The sequence below is a fragment of the Halalkalicoccus paucihalophilus genome, assembly GCF_001593955.1.
GTDB lineage: Archaea > Halobacteriota > Halobacteria > Halobacteriales > Halalkalicoccaceae > Halalkalicoccus > Halalkalicoccus paucihalophilus.
Genome location: NZ_LTAZ01000012.1, coordinates 175599 through 194203, shown reverse-complemented (window position 1 = coordinate 194203; position 18605 = coordinate 175599). Strand labels below are relative to the sequence as shown.

The window sequence follows — 18605 nt, the reverse complement described above, 5'->3', positions numbered from 1 at the left end:
CGGTAGTCCCTCCAAATTCTGGGATCACAAGTTAAAAAATGGTATGCCTTGCACGCCTAACGATCGTAATAGATAACAGGAAACATGGGGCTGAATCCGATCAGTGATCTTGATCTCATAACTAAGATTGATCACAACCTCTTTCAATATTTCTACTAAAAGAATTATAGTATATAGCAATGATCCATAATTATATTATTTAGGATATTATTTCCAGAATCCACGATTTTCAGAGCTCTCTTCCATCTTTGAGCATGAAACCATCGATATTCAGATGGTACTCATCGATCAAATTATTAGATAGACAGAATCCGTTAGTCTCTCACTTTAAGTTGCTTTTTTTAGTATCTGAAACACGGCCCATATCACCCAGAGAACGACGATAATCCCGATGATAACGAGTTCCTGGCGAACTATCATCTCACCCGTTATCTGAAGCACGATATACTCCAAGAGGAGATAGAGACCGAGCACGGTAAGAATATCCCAAATCGATTGTGGGTTTCTAATACGTAGTCGTCTCATTGTCGGTTTCTGTACTCGTCCCGTCTCAGTTGCGTTGAAGCTTCAGGAAGTACCTGTAGGGAGTGAACAGTGCGGACTGCAGCTGACCGCGCAGTCCGGTTTCACTGGCGTAAACCAGTACCGGAAAGTCCAGATCAGACGCTCTCTGAACGACCTTGTCAGCATTGCTCCCGAAGACGAACCGACGGAACACCCGATTACGCGATGCGCCCACCAGCAGCGGTCCGTCAACTGCCGTTGCAACATCGATCAGTGCGTCAGCGATCTCTTCGGATTCGGTTGTATGTACCTTGACGCGATCCCGATCGTCGAAGCGCTCGAGCGTCCGTTCGACGTCTTCTGCAGTGCCGCTCGTGCCGGTCGGTTCGACGTTGACAACGTGAACCGTCGTTCCACGATGAGCAAGCAGGCTCGCGACGTCGAGCAGGTGATCGTGATGGGGGCCGCCACCGACCCCGATGGTGATGGTCGAGAGATCGAGCGCGTCGTCCATTGCGCTCGCGAAAATCACGTCACAGGGCGCCTTGTACTCAACACTCTCGGTGATATCGGGCCTCTTCTCCGGGTAGCCCATAACGATCCGATTGACGGACTCCTCGCGGGCAGTCGTGAGGATGTCGAACGCGACGTCACGACTGATGTGGCCCTCAACGAGGACAGTGACATCAAGGTCCTCCCGAATGTCGCCCAGTTCGTCTTCGATTCGATCGACGCGCTTAGTTGCCGTCTCCGCGATGGCGGTGCTCTCGGTCTGTTCAGGGATCTCGGTGACGTTGAGTAGGCGAACGACCGGGTCATCACCGTACAGGTGGCCGACGTCGGCCGCCAGACGGGCGTAGTGTGCCGCCCGATCGGGCCGTTCGACTGGGACGAGAATCTCATATCGGTCCTCGTCGGCCGACTCGGCCTCAGTGATCGATCCATCGATCTCCTCCGATGTTGCAGTCCCTTCGACGCCAATCGACGGCGCGTCGGTCGTTTCAATCCGACGAGCTTGACCGCTGCCATTCGCGGTGACCTGCCGGGCGGTGACAGTCTTCTCGATCAGTTCCTCGCGATCAGGTGCGCCGCCCCAGACGAGATACGCACCGACCAGCGTCGCCTCGACGATCGCGGCGACGACGATGCCGATCGGCGGCAGGTTGGTGATCAGCGCGAGGTTCGCGAGAACACCAACGATCGGGAGCCACGGCGACGCCGGGACCGAAAACGGCCGATCGATGTCGGGAAAGCGCCGCCGGCTGACAATGAGCGCGACATTGACGACCGCGAGCGGCGCGAGCAAGTTCATGTTCGCAAAGCCGGTTAGTCCTTCGAGTCCGAGCGTGAATGGAACTGTCCCCGAAAGCCCGCCTTCGGCGGGGAACAGCCCGACGAACACTGCAATCAACGTTACAATGGTCGCGGTGACAGCCGTGATGCTCCAGAAGGGCGTGTTGTACTCCTGATGGATGCGCGAGAACGAACGCGGCCCTTGACCCTGTCGACCCATTAGGTCACCGATACTTGAGGCAGCGAGAATTGAAGCGTTCGAGGCCGAGACCATCGAGAAGATCGCGCCCGCGACGATGAGCGCCTGGCCGGCTGGACCCATGAAGGAAGCGGCGACGGTCCCCATCGCCGTTTCGCCGGCCCGCAGCACCGAGTCATCGACCGGGGCGTTGACCATCGCGACGATGACGAACGTATAGAGGACCGTGACCGTGACGATCGAGGCGGCGATCGCCGTCGGGACGGTTTTCCGGGGCTCGATAATCTCGCCAGCGCTTGCGGCGATCGCCGAGAACCCGAAGAAGGTGATAAAGGCCAGCGCGGCGATCGAGACGATTCCAGCGGGGTCGCCGAACTCGAATCCGGTAGCGAACGTGGTCGTCGCTTGGGTAGGACCAGCGTAGGCGACCGCGCCGCCGATGAAGGCGAAGAGAACAGCCACTTTCGCACCGGTGACCATCAATTGGAAGGTACCGCTCTCTTCGGTTCCCTGCGCGTTGAGGCCACCGAGCAAGAGCGCGGTGAGGATTCCCCACACTCCGCCAGGGAGGTGGATTTCCCCCAATCCTAGTAGTCCGAGGGCTGGTGCGAAGACGAACTGCTCGACCCAGTGGTCCATCGTCCCGAGATAGAAGGCGGTCGTCGCACAGTAGCCCATAAACAGCGAGGCGCCGATCCCGAACAGGAGGTGCTCGTTTTCGAAGGTACGTGACGAAAAGAGGTACCCGCCGCCGTTCTCGGAGTAGATCGAGGCGAATTCGGAGTAACTGGCGGCGGTGATGCTGGCGATGAGCGCGGCGATGACGAACGCGATGACGGCGCTGGAGCCGATCTCGTAGACCGCTCGCCCCGACAGCGAGAAGATACCGGCGGCGATCATGGTCCCGAGACCGAGCGCGAACGCGATCTTGAAGTCAAGAGTACGGGTTTTCTCTACCACGCGTGAAAATCCAGATCCGGATTCAAAAATCCACTGCAGTCACTATCAACTAGCGAAAATATATTCGGCCTGTATTTTGTTTTTCGAAGAAATCTGATTAGCGTGCACTTGAAATCCCAGTGAACGCCTCAAGCAATTCATCTTGAACCCCTTGTCGCGAAAACACTGTGACGACGTCTCCAATTTGGAGGGAGGTCTCGCCACGGGGTGTAATGACCTCGTCCTCACGTTCGACGGCAATTACGAGGACGTCCTCACCAAGGATTCCGTCGGCAACGGCATCCTTAATCATTTTGTCAGCGATGGGTGTATCTTCTATGACCGGGATTTCGATTACCTCCGCTCCGCCTGATAGGCGCATGAAATCCATCAACGGGCTCAGATCGTGGGTTTCGGCCGGGCCATACTGATCGTAGGGTCGGTAGTACTCACCGTTGACCAACCCCTCATCCTCAATCTCAAGTTTGAGCTCTGCGAGTTCCTGTTTGATTCTGGTCAGGTCCTGCGTATTGTCGCCGATTGCCTGGACGTGGAGGTTCTCACGGCCAGTCATCGTCGAGCGGACGTGGACTACGCCGGGCACCTGTAGCACACGAGCGACAATATCGTCGACATTCGTCGGGGCGTTACAGAGAAAGATATTCATCAGTTTTCCGTCGGCAATCTCATAATCGATGTCGGCGTGATACCCTTGGATAACCCCCTTTTCTTCGAGCTGGTCGATGCGATTTCGAATGGTCGCCGCTGACACGTCAACCTCCTCTGCGATCATCGGAGCCGTCGTGTTTCGTGCGTCGACACGAAGATAATAGAGAATACGTCGATCAATATCATCGAGTCGTGCTTGCATAGCCGTCTCTTATTGCGGTACCCATTCAGTCCTTTCTTCTCTTGTTCTCTCCTGACCGAGTGTCACGATTAAAGAGGATTAGAGTGAACTAAAACGAGTAGTCCTCAAGATCCGCCGCGGTCGTCTACTTGGAGCCGAATAGCCGTTCGCGGAGTGAACGCTTCGAGGGGCGCTCAGCGAGCAGCACGGAACATTCGACCTCGTCGACGACATTGAAGACGAGTGAGGCACTGAGCAATCGCGAAAGCAGGCCCCGCTCGGTCGCTCCAATAATCACAAGGTCGCGCTCCGCTGCGGCCCGGTCGATCGCTCTTTCGACATTACCCGACTCGTCGATGAGGACCTCCGTGTCCGATAAATCATGACTGACCGCCCACTCCGTGAGAAACGCCTCGCCCTTGGCACGTTCGTCCTCGCCGTCGACGACGTACAACAGCGCGATCTTCGAGCCGACCTGATCGCGCAGCGTGCGGGCGACCTCGGCACTCAAATCGGAATCGGGACCGCCTGCCGTGGGGACGAGAACTCGATCAACACTGAGGTCGCGATCCTTCAGAACGAGGAAGTCACACGGCAGGTTGTGCGTGAGCTCGTCGAGGGCACTCTCAGCGCGGCCAGCAGCCCACGGGCGATCCTCACTCCAACCCATGACGACGGTGTCGGCCCCAGTCCGTCGAGCGGAGTTGAACACTTCCTCGAAGGACTCGTGAGAGACGACCGTCGTCGTTTCGACGGGCGCGCCGAACGTTTTGGCGTCCTCGCGGGCAGCAGCAAGTAACTTGTTGGATTCGGCATCGATCCGCTCAATGTGCTTCGAACCCTGCTGAAGTGGCGTCTGATCGGGAACTTGGACGATGTGAACAGCATGAACGATCCCATCGTTTGCCTTCGCGAGCGTGCTTGCAAGCGAGATCAGGTTACTCTCAGTGCGGGGGTTCGCAAGCGGTACCATCACCCGGTAGTCCGCAGTGTCGGGTCGTACCGCCTCAGCAGCGGAGACTGCGATACCGGGCACTTCCTCCGACTGAGAGAGGATGTACTGACCGAGAAGCCCCTGATGTTCAGTCTCTGCTCGGGCATATAGGAAGTACCACGCAACCGCGACGACGACAAAGAGTGCCGAAAGCGCGATCTCGACGGGAGCCATGAAACCGATCAGCGCAAGCGAGAGGAGCGCCCCGACAATCGGTGTGATCGGGTAGAGCGGTACGGTAAAGTCAGGCTCGTAGTCGGGGATATCAGCCCGGCGAAAGACGATCAGTGCAACGTTCATTAGCGCATAGACTATGAGATGAAGGACGCTCGCTGCTTTCGCCAGTATCTCAAGGTCGTTACCGAGTCCAGCAATAAGGACAATAATGATCGCACCAGTGACGAGGATCGAGCGGTACGGTGTAGCGAATCTCGGATGAATCTCGTTGAGTGCGTCACTGATCAGCTTATCACGGCCCATCGCGAAGTTGATTCGGGCCGACGCGAGGATCGAGGCGTTCGCTGAAGAGGCCGTTGCAAGCAGCGCCCCGAGGGTCATCATTGAGGCGACTCCAGCGACGATCGCGGCGGGAAGACCGACATCGGCGAAGGCGATATCCGCAGCTTGCGAGATCGGCGTTTCAAGGCTGAGTTCAGGCCATGGCACTACTCCGACCATCACTGTCACGAGTACGGCATAGATCACAGTGACGATCGCAACGCTACCAATGACTGCGATCGGAAGATTTCTCCCGGGATTCTTGAGTTCCTCGGCAACGGTGGCGATCTTCGCGTACCCCAGAAAGGAGACGAACACGAGCGCGGTCGCTGGAAGGATCGCACTCGATCCGAAGGGTGCCAATCCGCCATCGCTGATGAGCGTCGCGTAATCGAAGGTGAGGAACCCACCGATGGAGAACACAGCGAGAATCCCCAATAGAACCAAGACGATAACGCTCTGGACACCGCCGGTCTCCTTCGCGCCAATGTAGTTGACACCGACGAACGTCGCCCCCGCAAGCAACGCACCGAGTTGGACCTCGTTAAGAAAGAAGACAGTCGGTAACGGAACGAACGTGGTGAGATAGCCACCGAAGCCAATACAATAAAATGCCGACGCAAAGGCAAGCCCCATCCAGTCACCCATACCGGCAATCGACCCGAATACGGGGCCGAGCGCGCGGTTGATCCAGTAGTAGGCACCGCCGGCTTTCGGCATTGCAGTGCCGAGTTCGGCGACGGAAAAGGCATTAACGAGTGCGACTAGTCCGCCAACAACGAACGAAACGACGACAATAGGTCCTGCCTCTTGAGCGGCGACACCGGGTAGCACGAAGATCCCAGCGCCGATCATCGTCCCGATACCGATCGTCATTGCGGACAACAGTCCAAGGTCTTTTGCGAGTTCCTGATTATTGTCAGACATTATATCAACACCAATACAATGAGACGGGTAGTCCCCTGCGGGACAACGACCGTCACAATCGTGTCGAGTGAGTACAGAAGCATAAATACGACGATTTGAATAGTGGATACACAATATTTTAGTATGTGGTTGGTGATTCATGAATCAAGTACCTATTTATTGCTGGATCGCCTCCGTGAGGTATGAACAAGCAGGCTCACGAATTACAAACAGATACAGCGTATCGGGTCGACGAAATTGACCGGCGGATCATCTATGCGTTGATGACTAACGCGCGGGATACGTCCGCTCCGATGATTGCAGAGGAAGTCAACGTCTCCGCTGGCACCATCCGGAATCGAATCCATCGCCTCGAAGACAACGATATTCTCACAGGCTATCACACACAGGTCGATTTCGAACGCATTGGTGGCCGATTCACGCATTTGTTCATGTGTAATGCACCATTTGAGAAACGCGAAATAATCGCCCAGCAAGTACAGACACTTCCCGGTGTCATCAATGTCCGTGAGCTGATGGGAGGGCGGATGAACCTTCACATACTTGCGGTCGGACGGGATACGGACGATCTCCATCGGATCGGGCGATCAATCACGGAGCTAGGGGTCGAGATCGAAGATGAGGTACTCGTCCAAAACGAATCGGACGTTCCCTACGCGCCATTCGGACCCGACGACCAACCGCGCAAGCCACCGACAGACTTCATTAGTCTCGCCGGGGATTCCGAAGTCACCGAGGTTACCGTCCGCACTGACGCACCGATAGCCGGTCTTACACTCCAAGAGGCCGGTCAACAGGATCTCCTTGACGACGACATCCTCATTATTACTATCGAGCGTGATGGGACTGTCCTTACGCCCCATGGCGAGACGGAGATTTGGGCGGATGACGTCGTGACAGTCTTCGCCCAGGCTGGCATCGAAGATGGAACACTCGACGCGTTTCTTGGCGACGAAACGTCGTAGCCAACCATAGTCAACCATCCTATTATGACACTGGATCCACTGCGAAAGCGGCTCTCCGTGCTGATTCGAGTTGTAGCCGCGGATGATCCGATGCTCTATGAATGTCGCCGCTGTGGTACATGGTTTGCCACGAAGCCTGAGGAGTGTCCACAGTGCGGTAGCACATCGATTGCCAGCTACCACCCCTCAACCTTTCAGTGATATCATGACCCAGACAACCCGCCCAACCGTTGACCGAATACTGCTTCCAGTCGCGAACGAAGACGATGCCAAGAGGACGTGTACTGCTGTACGTCCCCATCTAAGCGAAGACAACGCAGAGATAGTCGCACTGTATGTTGTTGAGAGGCGAGAAGGAGGCCCAGCAGCAGCGTCACTTGAACAGCTAGAAGAACACGGACGAAACACACTGGCGATTGTCGAAGAGGAATTTGCTGGGTCGACAGTCACCGTCGAAACAGAACTACGGGAAGGAGTCGACCTCATCGCAACGATTTTCGCAGCTGCAGAGGACTGCGATGTTGACTGTATCGTATTCGTCCCGCGCCCAAAGGGCCGATTGGTCGCGTTACTATCGGGCGATCCCGGGTGGAAGCTCATTAACAAAACCCAGCATCCAATACTCGTTCTTCCGCGCCCCACAGAAGCAACACAAATCGAATAATGAAAAAAATGAGACGACCGCGCATTAGAGATCCGATATCGATGTGGGATATTCTCGCGGCATTGATTGCCTACCTCCTCGTAGAGTATATCGTCCTCCAGATAACGGGTGACTTGATCGTTCGCCAGGAACTCGTTGTCATCGGGATCGTTGTCGTTCTCTGGGTACTCTGGGCAGCGTTGCACGTCCTCAAGAAATCAACCTGAAACGCGACACTGCTGAAGAGATTTCCCTTCCTGAATGGGATACGACTCAGCACGATACGAGAAGATCGACTAGACCCAGTAACTAGATTCGCCGTCAGCTCCGCCAGTACGACGGCGTCAGCAATACTAGCACCGAGAGGATCTCCAGTCGGCCGATCCACATGAGAAACACCATATAGACCTTCGCCGCTGCAGAAAACGGGAGATAGCTGTCCATCGGACCGACAACCCCGAATCCCGGTCCGATGTTCCCGAGCGTGGCCATCGCAACGCTCATCGCCTCGAGGCTCGAGAGCGGAATTCCGGTTCGAATTGCATCGAGGAATATCACGAGTGTCGATAGGGCGAAGGCCGCGAAGAACGAAAGCGCGAGCACGTAGATGCCACGAATCGTATTTTCGTCAAGCGACTTATCACCGAATCGAATCGGTCGTATCGCCTCAGGATGGACGGTCGTAAACAGCTCCCGACCGGCCGAGCGGCCGATCACGTACCACCGGATGATCTTAATTGAACCGGCAGCCGATCCTGCCGACCCCCCGAGAAACATGGCGAACAGGAGGATCGACTGTGTGACCGGGCTCCACGTGTTGAAGTCCATGCTGGCATAACCCGTGGTAGTGACGATAGAGAGTATCTGGAACAGCGCCTGTCGTGCCGAGTGTTCGACGTTACCCGAAAGGGGAGGGATCTCGACGGGGATCTCTGCGAGCCCAACCCCGACGAACAGGAGGGTCGCGACGAGCGCGCCGAGGACACCCATTGCGGCGAGATAGGTCCGGAATTCGGCGTTCTCGACCAGCCTGTTGGGCCGGCCATGAAGGGCGTGCCAGAGGAGGGCGAAATTAGTACCGGCGATAATCATGAAGGGCATGACCATCCATTGGACGGCCGGCGAGAACGCCTCGATGCTCCTCGCTTCTGGCGAAAAACCGCCGGTCGGCATCGTGGTGAGCGCGTGAGCGATCGCGTTATAGAAGTCCATCTGTGGGGCCATTCCCGTGAGATGAAGCCCGTAGTAGAGGAGGCAAGCGAGGGCGGTAAAGGCGATATAGACTCCCCAGAGCGCGCGTGCCGTCTGATTGATATGCGGCGTGAGTTTGTCGATTCCGAAGCCCGGTGCCTCGTTTTTGACGAGCTGTGCTCCACCCACCGAGAGTTGGGGCAGGATGGCGACCATGAGCACGACGATCCCCATCCCGCCGAGCCACTGAGTGAGCTGGCGCCACATCAACATCGATCGGGAATGCGTCTCGAAGGAGATATCGCCCAGGACGGTCGCCCCGGTCGTCGTAAAGCCGCTCATCGACTCGAACAGCGCGTTCACCGGGTGGGCGACCGTCCCCTCGCCGGCGATGAGGTAGGGAAGGGTCCCAAGGAGCGGCACCGCAAGCCAGACGAGACCGATGAACAGGAATCCTTCACGATGGCCCAGATCGGGTTCAGAGTCGAGGCGTTCGAGCGCGGTGCCGACGGCGATCGCCACGAGGATCGTCGTGACGAACGGCAGAACGCTCTCGCGATAGAAGATCGCGACGGCGATGGGGAACAGCAACGCGAGGGCGATGTACTTGAGGACGGTGCCGACGAGGCTGGAACTGGCACGATAATCGACGTGTGTTTTCATCGGTCATCTAGGTTGAGCATGGACCACTCGTGTCGTGGAGAGGTGTTTATCATCGTTCTATGAGTCTTTATAGTGACTTTGGAAAGCGATGTCGATACGGCGAGGACAAGCATGCCTGTAAAGTGCTTTCTTCATTTTTGCGTAGCATGAACAAAACGTATTCTAAGAAACGTTCAGTATCTACTATAGAAATTACAACGCCGCGAAGAATATCGGCCTGAAGTATCTCCGCGACCAGCAAAAGTCTGGTTGTAGAGGCGCACCCGTAGGCGTGCGCTTGAACAGTAGGATGATGAACGTGAATGGTGAGTAGTCGCCTATCCCTCTAGCAGGTTAGAACGGGAGTCCACGCGGAATGCCACGTCCTTCAGGGAGTGGTAGCTTACTCCTCAAGAGCGTACTCTGCAATGACCAGCTCAAGTGCCTGTAGAATGATTTCAGCCTCAAGCGGCGAAAGGTTGAGTTGCCTGGCAGCGATTCGATGGTTGACTGTCCTCTTGACGTACTCATCTGCGTATTCGAGTGAGGTAGCAAGGCCGTGTGAACTACCCTACTCGCTCACGGCATCAGCCGTTCGCTCCTTGAGGGTAGGGCTTCCTGCTTCCACGACGCGCTTTGCAGATACAGGTGTATCCACAGGGAGCGCAGTCTCCACAGGCGTTGACGAATCGCTAAGCGATTCGTTCGCCAACCAGAGCGCTTCGCGTTCTGGTGACGTTGATTCGGAGTATCCCACTCCTATATCTTCGAGGCCGCGAGAAAGAATGTTCCACGCCGCGTTCGCGTCCCTGTCCGCCTCGAACCCGCAGGCAGGACAGGAGTGTTCACGGACCCACAACGATTTCTCCGTTGAGACGCCGCAGGACGCGCACTCTTTGGTCGTCCCTCTCGGGTTGACCGCCACGCAGTGCGTCCCCTCTCGCTTGCACTTGTATTCGAGCACCGAGAGGAACGTTCGCCACGCCGCAGACGCCGTATTGCGACTGTTCGACGGCGATTCCAGCATCCCCTTCACGTTCAAGTCTTCGACCGCCACGAGGTCGTACTCCCGTGCGTAGTACGCCGAGAGTTTGTGCAAGAAGTCGCGGCGCTTCCGACGGAGGTCGGCATAACACTCCGCAACTCGCCGACGTTGCTTCTCGTAGTTGTTCGACCCGTGTTGCTTCCGCGAGAGCTTCCGTTGCTCGCGCTCCAAGCGTTCACGTTCGTTCGAGAGGTCAAGCGACCTGACCGCCGTGCCGTCGGTGTCGTGGGCGTACTTGAGAATCCCCACGTCGATACCGACACACTTCTCGGGATTCTCAGGCGGCTCAGGCGGTTCTCGGTCCATTTGAACGCCGAAGGTGGCGAACCACTCGCCCGTCGGTTCCTTCTTGAGCGTGACTTGCTTGAGCTTTGCGTCGTCAGGGATGTCACGGTGGAGCCGAATCGGAACGTCCGCAAGTTTCGAGAGCGACAGCACAGTCTGACCGCCCTTCTTGTCAAGCTTGAAGCCAGACTGACTGTACGTGAAACTGCGGAACTCTCGTGGTGGCTTCCACTTGAGCATCCCGACGCCGTAGCCATTCTTCTTGAGTTTGGAGAGTCCTTTGAGATTGTCGAACAGGCGTTCCACGACTGTTTGGAGAACCTTCGAATACACGTCGGAGAGGCCGTCCCACCACGTCTTGAGGTCGGGTAGTTCCGACCGCAGGGAGGTCATGGACGGCAGTTCGCCGTGTTCGTCTTGGTACTCGTTGAGGCGGTAAAGCGTGTGGTTGTAGAGTTGCCTACAAATGTCTCGGTGGCGGTCCAACTCCTCATGGTGGGCGTCGGACGGCTTGAGACGGTACTTGTAGGCGTAGTACATTCTACTCGCGTTGGTTCTCGACGTACTGGTGCAGCACATCCAGCGACACCTGCCCCGTCGAGATGAGGCAGTACGAGTCGTTCCAGAACGAGTCGCCCCACAGGTCGGTCTTCAGTACGTCCGCGTACTCGTTGCGGATACGGCGGGCGGTTGCGCCCTTGACTGTGTTGATGAACTTCACGAGGTCTGTGGTTGGTTTTGCTCGGAACAGGATGTGAACGTGGTCGTCCTTTCCGTCGAGGTTCGTCAGTTCGACACCGTAGTTGTCAGTGAACCCGCTGATGACCTCGCGAATGAATTGGGTTCGCTCCTCGGTTAGCACTCCGCGCCGATACTTTGTGGTGAGTATCAGGTGGTAGTGCAGGGAAAACGTCGAGTGCGCTCCCGAGTCGAGGTCGTATTCCATTGGGTTCGGTCATTACTATGCTACCCTACTGAAAAAACGTTACGACTGCGTGGGTCTGTGGGCCTGTAACCGTAGAGTGTATGAAAACCGTGCGTCGCTGTATCCCCTCCCTGCTAGCGCCTTCCCTTCGGTCGGCGCTCGCTGAGGAAGGGGGCTTAGCGCCTCAATTCAGCTAAACCGTGATGCTCGAATAGACATCGACATCCTCATCCGATTCACGCCGAGCGACCGCAGCGATAAGCGCTGGTGTAATCGTTTGAGTATGTCCATTCATAGGAAGAGTAAGCGAGATCGGTTCAGAAGAGTCCCGGCGGCTGAGTACGACTATACTATAACTAATAGATATAGTTAGAGAGTATAGGTATAGGCTATAGTTGTGAGATAAAGCTGAAATAGAAAGCCGATAGTAGAACTGTAGAATATAGCTGTATAGTATAGTTTTGTAGTACAGCTATACTCTAAAAATATATCGTATAGCTATACCCCATAACTATAGCGTCTGACTCAAATTTATAGTCATGGCCTATTACTATTCGGAATATGCTGACCTATACCCCGGTTTCAGAAGCAGGTGGAGTGGGTAAAACGACGACTGCAGCAACACTTGCCGTCAGTCATGCTCAAGCAGGACATAACGTGCTGGCAATCGATATGGATACACAGAATGGTAGTCTGACGTACTTTTTTGGGCCCGAGTATAACCGCGGAGATCCTCAAATCGATAATTTAGTTCGTCATTTGGTTGGCCGGCCAAAGGGTGATTTCCATGATCTCACTCATGAAGTCGAAGACGGCGTCGATCTGATCCCATCCCACAATATGCTAGAGGATATCCATGAATTCCTCTTGAATGAAAAAAACCAGGCCGAGAATTTGGGTGAATCCTATAGTATGTACCACCAACTCCATCGTGTGCTTCAGGAGGCAAATGTCCGTGATCACTATGACGTCATCATTGTTGATTCGGCTGGGAAAGCGGGCCCGATCCTCTATAATGCGTTAGTTGCCGTTCGCAACGTCGTGATTCCGTTTGAGGCTACAGCAAAAGGACAAGAATCGATCGAAGGGCTTGACGATCTTGTCGATGGACTTGAGGAGAGCATTGGAGTTGATGTCGGTGTTCTCGCTGTTGTTCCGATCGGCTACAAAGATACACGTGACCAGCGAGAAATTCTCGGTGAGCTTCGCGAGAGTGGCTTCTCAGTACCAGTTATCATCGGCGAACGGGGGTCGTTGATGGAGGGCTGTTGGAAACAGCAGTGTAGTCCATATACCTACGTTGAGGACCACCGGAATCGAAAGCGAGAGTATGAGATCGATACACTCGAGCAGTTCGACGAGCTTGCTCGCCACCTAGAGCGGGAAGCAGGACTCAAAATACCGGAGGTGACCGCGTAATGGGACTTAAATCCGGATCACGTGACGCGGGGCTTGACGAAACCGAAGCGGAAGACAACCCCGAGACAGAAAACGACGATAAGCAACCGACCGAACAGCAGTCAACCAGTACGAGTACAGCAACGTTAGATACTGGGAGCCACGATCAAGAACCGACTACGGGACCAGAAGATAGTACCACAGCCGACACAGCATCAGGTTCGGATTCTAACTCGGAACGAGGGAGACAACGCCCATCAATGAGTTCGATTCCCTACAAACTACGCCGAGAGAAGGTAAACGAAGGGCGTGAACAGGTACCGTTCTTCCTTCGAGAAGACGTCATCAACGCTGAAGATGAGCTCAAAGATACTCTGGAGGAAATGCTGGGCGGAACCGTCTACAAATCCGATTATAGGGAAGCAGCAATGATCGTTGCACAGCGGAATCCAGATCTTATCGCTGAAGTCCTCAGAGAATGGGGATATGATCTCGAGGCCTAGCAGGTCACCCTTTTGGCTGGTAAGAAAGTCAGGGCCTTCTATAGATGTATTCGTAGACGTCCAGAAAAGGGGATTTCTGCTTCCAAGAGAGCGAAGTTAACCACCACCTTGTGCAACAATATAGGAATGGGACGAAGCTATTGTACAAGGTGGCGAGAGTGGTAAGATGATAAGCACTATTATAGCGCCAACACCCCCACCCCGGATTTCAAATGAATTCCGTTCCAAGTGAAGGCGACGGTCTTGAGGCATCTTCGCAATAAGAATGGGATAGAACTGCTTCCCTAAGGATAGAAGGGTCATACTCCGTGTTTTGTTGAGGCTTGACTTCGGATGGAAACCGCTTCTCCTTGATTTCTATTATATATATTACTATACCGGTAAGCTAGTAGTAGTAGTAGTAGTACGAATCCTTCCCTTTGAGCTATTAGAGACAGTTTCGCTGAAGTGTACTTCCGCGATTCTCTTGCTATTATAAGCGATGCTGCCTTTGATGGTGGTTTGTAAGGTCGTTTTATTATCTTCTCGGAGTTGCCACAGTAGATCTCTCGGAACACCGAATTTCAAATGATATTGGCTGTACGACCGCTCTTCCTCATGATTTGGACCATCTCACACACGTCCGGACTAGTCTTGGGCACTTTGTAGTACGCCTATCTTCGTAGGAATTCATTTGAAATCCGGTGTGGGTGTCTATCTATTCGAGATGACTGTGATCATACAGCGTCATTTCATTTGAAATTCGGTGTGGGGGGAAATCGCTACGGAGCTGGCTGCTCGTCAGATCATTTGAAATCCGGTGTTAGTGCGGGTAGCTACTACCGACAGTTCTGATTTCGCTATAGTAGCAGTGAGTATTCGTTGTAGGTCTCTAGTGCCGTTTCTCGACCTTTGGTAGAGGAGTATAAATAGTGGGGAAAGAACTAAGTCGATTTCATTTGAAATCCGGTGTATGGCTTCGAGTACGGAAGTGGTTCAAACACTTGGGGAGTACGCAGCCAGTAAGGGGGCTGTTGCCCACTCTCGGTCTGTATCTCGTGATGACCCTCTCTCTGTTCTTGATGAAGAAGATCCGATCTTCGCTAACGAGGATCTCCTCCGAATTGATCATATTCCGAACCACGACAAGATCGTCGGCCGCAATGATCAGATTGAGACCGTTGCACGGCGACTCAAACCAACGATTACTGGTGGCTCGGGAAAAGGAACTCTTCTCCTAGGGAAATCCGGATCCGGAAAAACGCTCGTTACTCGATATGTCAGCCGTGAAGTTGAGCAGCGCGGAGCCAACAATGACAGTCGTATCGGACGGGCAATTATTGACTGTGCTCAGCGCCGCTCAGAGGTTCAAACGGTTATACACCTCGCGAAAAGCCTGAATGATCCACAGGAGACGGGGGTTACGATTCCGCATTCGGGAATCGCGACAGGCGCCTACTACGATCGACTCTGGACGGTCATCGACGAGCTCTATGATGCTGTGATCGTCGTTCTCGACGAGATCGACCGTCTTGCTCCACCTAATGACGCTCAAAACGTTCCACCAGAGGAGGCAGATGACAGTAAACTCCTCATGCAGCTCTCTCGAGCGGGTGAGGAGAACGATGTCGACGCCAGCATTACAGTCATTGGTATCAGCAATGATCTCAAATATGGCGACCGTCTCGATACCCGTGTCGAGAGCTCATTTGCGCCGGACGAAATTGTTTTCCCGGCATACGATGCAAACCAGCTCGGCGATATCCTTGAACGTCGCCGTGATGCTTACAACGAGGGTGTTCTCACTGATGACGTCATTCCCCTGTGCTCGGCGTTTTCCGCCCAGGAGCATGGTGATGCACGCCGTGCGATCGATCTCTTTCGACTCGCTGGGGAAGTCGCTCGTGATAGTGATGCTGACCAAGTCTATGAAGAGCATGTTCGTGCTGCGAATGACGATGCTGAAGTCACCCGGATTCAGGATTTGATTCGTGGCTGCCCGACACAGGCGAAGATTGCGATTGCTGCCCTTGCCGCAATGGATGAATTCACTGGCCATTCCCATTTCAAGGCAACTGAGATGTACCGTGTCTACCGGGAATTTGCAGAAGCGATCAACGTCAATGTACTCGGTCAAAAGCGAATTACGGACCAACTTCGTGAATACGAGACACTAAAAATCATCGACATGAAGAGAACTAGTGACGGCTACAGAGAAGGGACGTATCTCGAGGTATCGTTGTTGGATGAGGCAGGGCTCCTTCTTCAATCGATTGGGTTAGACGATCGTTGCTCAAACATTCCGATTGATGCGGGTACCCGCCAGCGCCTGATTAAAATCGTCGAAAGATGATTTGATCTGAGAGCAACGAGTTGCTCAAGGCCCGTGACTGATGCCATCACGAGTCGACTGAGGGGTTTTCTCGATGATAGATTTTACCACGATACTCAGCTCCGTTTAGCTTAATTGAGGCGCTAAGGCCCCTTCCTCAACGAATGCCGAAGGCGCGAGGTTGTAGGGAGGGGGTACAGCTTAACGGTCGCTGGCTGTTGGTCCGCTCACAACCAGTCCCAAGTCTCTCTCGTTGTTCAAAGCTCACCTTGTGCAACAATCTTAATTGGTTTGAGAACGAATGTTGCACAAGGAAAATGCCACCGACTGCACCTTCCTCGCTTCCGGACTACCTCACTGACGGGCTCCCCAAACAAGACGACGAGGCCCTTAGGGATGCACGTAAGTATATCGACGAGCTGCTTGCAGCTCGCGAACAGCGTCGAAGCGAGCCAGTTACCGAAGATGAACTACCGGAGGATGCTAAGGTTCTTGGAAACGACTCAAGTGACACCGTCTATCTCGAATATCGGACCTGCGGTGATGAGAGCTGCTCATGTATGAGCGGCGGTGCAAAACACGGCCCATACAAGTATCGGGCCTATCGCGACGACGATACCGTTCGACGCGAGTATCTTGGGAAAGCAACTGAGACTGCTACTGATACCGATGCCGATTAACACCGAGCAGCCATGGTTACCAGCCGCCATCGATGAAACGTTTGACCCGCTTGAGCATGCCGATGTCATACCTGACGCCGATACTCCCCTTGTCGTAACTCCTCGTGGTGGCGCACAACAGGTCGGGCGAAGCTGCTACCAAGTCGATACTGCCCATGCAACCTACCTCGTTGATTGTGGCCTCAATCAAGGAAGTGGTGAGCAGTTTCCTGATCTGCGTGGTCTCGGACCCGAGGACATTGATGCAGTCTTCCTCACGCATGCACATATCGACCATTGCGGCGGCCTCCCGGTCTTGGAAGCGCGCGGACTCTTAGATGATGATGCCTCGATTGTCGCGACACCCCCAACGATCGACCTCGCGAAGCTCTTGCTTGAGGATTCACTGAAGATCCACCAGCTCGAAACAACGAGTCGTGATCAACAGTTCACCGGGCGCGACGTCCAAGCGATCTTCGAACGGTTCGAGCCGGTCAACTACGGCGGTGGGCTCGTCGCCGGCGTGGCTGACGTCCCCGAACACGAGTCGCTCGTCTTTCGGTTCGGCAATGCGGCCCACCTACTTGGCTCAGCGTGGCTTTCACTCCAGACGAGTGGCTATACGGCCGTCTTCTCGGGTGACCTTGGTGGACGGGCCGCTCACCTTCCCACGATTGAGACGCCGCCACAAGCGGATCTTTTGTTCTGTGAATCGACCTATGGTGCGACCCATAGCCATCAATCGGTAAAGAACGCCCAGACGACGCTTTTCGAGGCGGTCGAACAGGCTATCCGTGAGGGGGCTCCAGTATTGATCCCGACGTTCGCTGTTGGTCGGGCTCAGATCCTGCAGCTGCTGTTCGCTGATCGCCTTCACACGCTTCCTGAAGAGTTACGACAAAAGGTTCGACTCGTTGTCGATGGGATGGCTCAAGAGGCGACCGAACTCTACCACGAGTACGTTCGCGATACCACGTTTATGGACGAGGCGATGGCTAACCGCGTCATTGAAAGCGGCCATGAGGCGCCATTCAGACCGGCAGTCGCTGAGTTCCCCGCGACCGATGCGGATCGTCGAGCGATTCTTGAGGAGAGTGGTGCGACTGGAACCGTTCCGATCGTCATCGCTCCATCGGGAATGCTTACCGGCGGGAATTCCCCGCGCTATCTCACCGAGTTCGCGGCTCGCTTCGATCGGGCGAAACTCCTGTTAACTGGCTACCAAGCGAAAAACACGATTGGACGAACACTGCAGAATCAAGTCAAAGCAAACGAGGAGGAACTCACGTACACGACTGAAACGAGTCCATTTGGCACTGATTGGCCAGCCGCCGAGAACGTTGTCTGGACGACGGTCGAAACCGACGATGGGCCCAATCGCGTAACGCGAGCAACGATTCCTGCTGAGTGGCTACAGACGATCCACGGATTCAGCGCGCATGCATCCCAAGATCGACTCCTCGAGTATGCCCGCCACGTGGGTCCCGAAACGATCGTGCTGATTCACGGGCCGGACTACGCTCAGACGCAACTCGCCGAGCATTTCGCGCGCAACGTCGAAAACGTCGAGCAGGTCACCCGATCACGATTGCTTACGCCGATTCCAGTGACACGAAATGCGGAGGTAGCGACCCCAGTGCTCTCACCTGAACGCGTCGAGGGATCTTCGACAGACGTTCGCAAGCAGATTGAGCACCTCCGAGAGGTAGTCGGGACGCTGAGTGAGGAGGTGGCCAAAGCCCGAAATGAAACAGGGTATTCGGAATCGGAGATTCGTGAGATCGTTCGCGATGAACTCGAAACCAATAGTTGACCGATCCGATGCGTTCCTCTC

General features: G+C 54.8%; 14 protein-coding genes and 2 pseudogenes. 8 read left to right on the top strand and 8 right to left on the bottom strand.

From position 1 onward, the window contains the following. Positions 1-550: 550 nt before the first annotated feature. The 3 genes from HAPAU_RS15390 to HAPAU_RS15380 form a co-directional block, all read right to left on the bottom strand. Positions 551-2956 carry an amino acid permease gene (locus HAPAU_RS15390; RefSeq protein WP_066384564.1) on the bottom strand — a complete coding sequence of 802 codons (2406 nt, stop codon included), beginning with the start codon at positions 2954-2956 and terminating at the stop codon, positions 551-553. Positions 2957-3053: 97 nt separating this feature from the next. Next, positions 3054-3806, bottom strand: a complete 753-nt coding sequence (locus HAPAU_RS15385; RefSeq protein WP_066384561.1) for an Lrp/AsnC family transcriptional regulator — start codon at positions 3804-3806, stop codon at positions 3054-3056. A 124-nt stretch (positions 3807-3930) separates the two neighbouring features. Continuing rightward, the gene (locus HAPAU_RS15380; RefSeq protein WP_066384560.1) at positions 3931-6204 is read right to left on the bottom strand and encodes an amino acid permease; all 2274 of its coding nucleotides are present in this window, start codon (positions 6202-6204) and stop codon (positions 3931-3933) included. 182 nt (positions 6205-6386) lie between these two features. Between HAPAU_RS15380 and HAPAU_RS15375 the strand changes: the two genes are divergently transcribed. The 3 genes from HAPAU_RS15375 to HAPAU_RS20055 all read left to right on the top strand — a co-directional run bounded on the left by HAPAU_RS15375 (position 6387) and on the right by HAPAU_RS20055 (position 8039). Next, on the top strand, positions 6387-7169 hold the full coding sequence (locus HAPAU_RS15375) for an Lrp/AsnC family transcriptional regulator (protein WP_066384559.1): 783 nt from the start codon (positions 6387-6389) through the stop codon (positions 7167-7169). A gap of 205 nt (positions 7170-7374) precedes the next feature. Further along, positions 7375-7833: a universal stress protein gene (locus HAPAU_RS20060; protein ID WP_169802669.1), complete on the top strand. Its 459-nt coding sequence runs from the start codon at positions 7375-7377 to the stop codon at positions 7831-7833. A gap of 8 nt (positions 7834-7841) precedes the next feature. Beyond that, positions 7842-8039, top strand: a complete 198-nt coding sequence (locus HAPAU_RS20055; RefSeq protein ID WP_157078498.1) for a hypothetical protein — start codon at positions 7842-7844, stop codon at positions 8037-8039. A 94-nt stretch (positions 8040-8133) separates the two neighbouring features. Here the strand turns inward: HAPAU_RS20055 and HAPAU_RS15370 are convergent, their stop codons facing one another. From HAPAU_RS15370 to HAPAU_RS22995, 5 genes and pseudogenes are all read right to left on the bottom strand, one after another. Next, complete coding sequence (locus HAPAU_RS15370) at positions 8134-9666, bottom strand: TrkH family potassium uptake protein (protein ID WP_066384558.1); 1533 nt, start codon at positions 9664-9666, stop codon at positions 8134-8136. 382 nt (positions 9667-10048) lie between these two features. Beyond that, positions 10049-10204, bottom strand: a pseudogene (locus HAPAU_RS23000) (DUF7437 domain-containing protein); the annotation flags it as partial. 12 nt (positions 10205-10216) lie between these two features. Further along, positions 10217-11515: an RNA-guided endonuclease InsQ/TnpB family protein gene (locus HAPAU_RS15365; RefSeq protein ID WP_066384556.1), complete on the bottom strand. Its 1299-nt coding sequence runs from the start codon at positions 11513-11515 to the stop codon at positions 10217-10219. A 1-nt stretch (position 11516) separates the two neighbouring features. Further along, positions 11517-11921: an IS200/IS605 family transposase gene (gene tnpA / locus HAPAU_RS15360; protein WP_066384553.1), complete on the bottom strand. Its 405-nt coding sequence runs from the start codon at positions 11919-11921 to the stop codon at positions 11517-11519. Between the two features lie 190 nt (positions 11922-12111). Continuing rightward, positions 12112-12222, bottom strand: a pseudogene (locus tag HAPAU_RS22995) (ArsR family transcriptional regulator); the annotation flags it as partial. A gap of 239 nt (positions 12223-12461) precedes the next feature. Here HAPAU_RS22995 and HAPAU_RS15355 point away from each other — a divergent pair. From HAPAU_RS15355 to HAPAU_RS15335, 5 genes are all read left to right on the top strand, one after another. Next, positions 12462-13319, top strand: a complete 858-nt coding sequence (locus HAPAU_RS15355) for a ParA family protein (protein WP_066384552.1) — start codon at positions 12462-12464, stop codon at positions 13317-13319. Beyond that, the gene (locus tag HAPAU_RS21820; protein WP_066384550.1) at positions 13319-13801 is read left to right on the top strand and encodes a hypothetical protein; all 483 of its coding nucleotides are present in this window, start codon (positions 13319-13321) and stop codon (positions 13799-13801) included. Before HAPAU_RS15355 ends, HAPAU_RS21820 begins: the two co-directional genes overlap by 1 nt. A gap of 952 nt (positions 13802-14753) precedes the next feature. Continuing rightward, the gene (locus tag HAPAU_RS15345; protein ID WP_066384549.1) at positions 14754-16133 is read left to right on the top strand and encodes a Cdc6/Cdc18 family protein; all 1380 of its coding nucleotides are present in this window, start codon (positions 14754-14756) and stop codon (positions 16131-16133) included. Between the two features lie 296 nt (positions 16134-16429). Further along, the gene (locus HAPAU_RS15340) at positions 16430-16792 is read left to right on the top strand and encodes a DUF6788 family protein (RefSeq protein ID WP_066384546.1); all 363 of its coding nucleotides are present in this window, start codon (positions 16430-16432) and stop codon (positions 16790-16792) included. Then, positions 16782-18584: an MBL fold metallo-hydrolase gene (locus HAPAU_RS15335; protein WP_211263597.1), complete on the top strand. Its 1803-nt coding sequence runs from the start codon at positions 16782-16784 to the stop codon at positions 18582-18584. The genes HAPAU_RS15340 and HAPAU_RS15335 overlap by 11 nt, the downstream gene beginning before the upstream one ends. Positions 18585-18605: the final 21 nt, after the last annotated feature.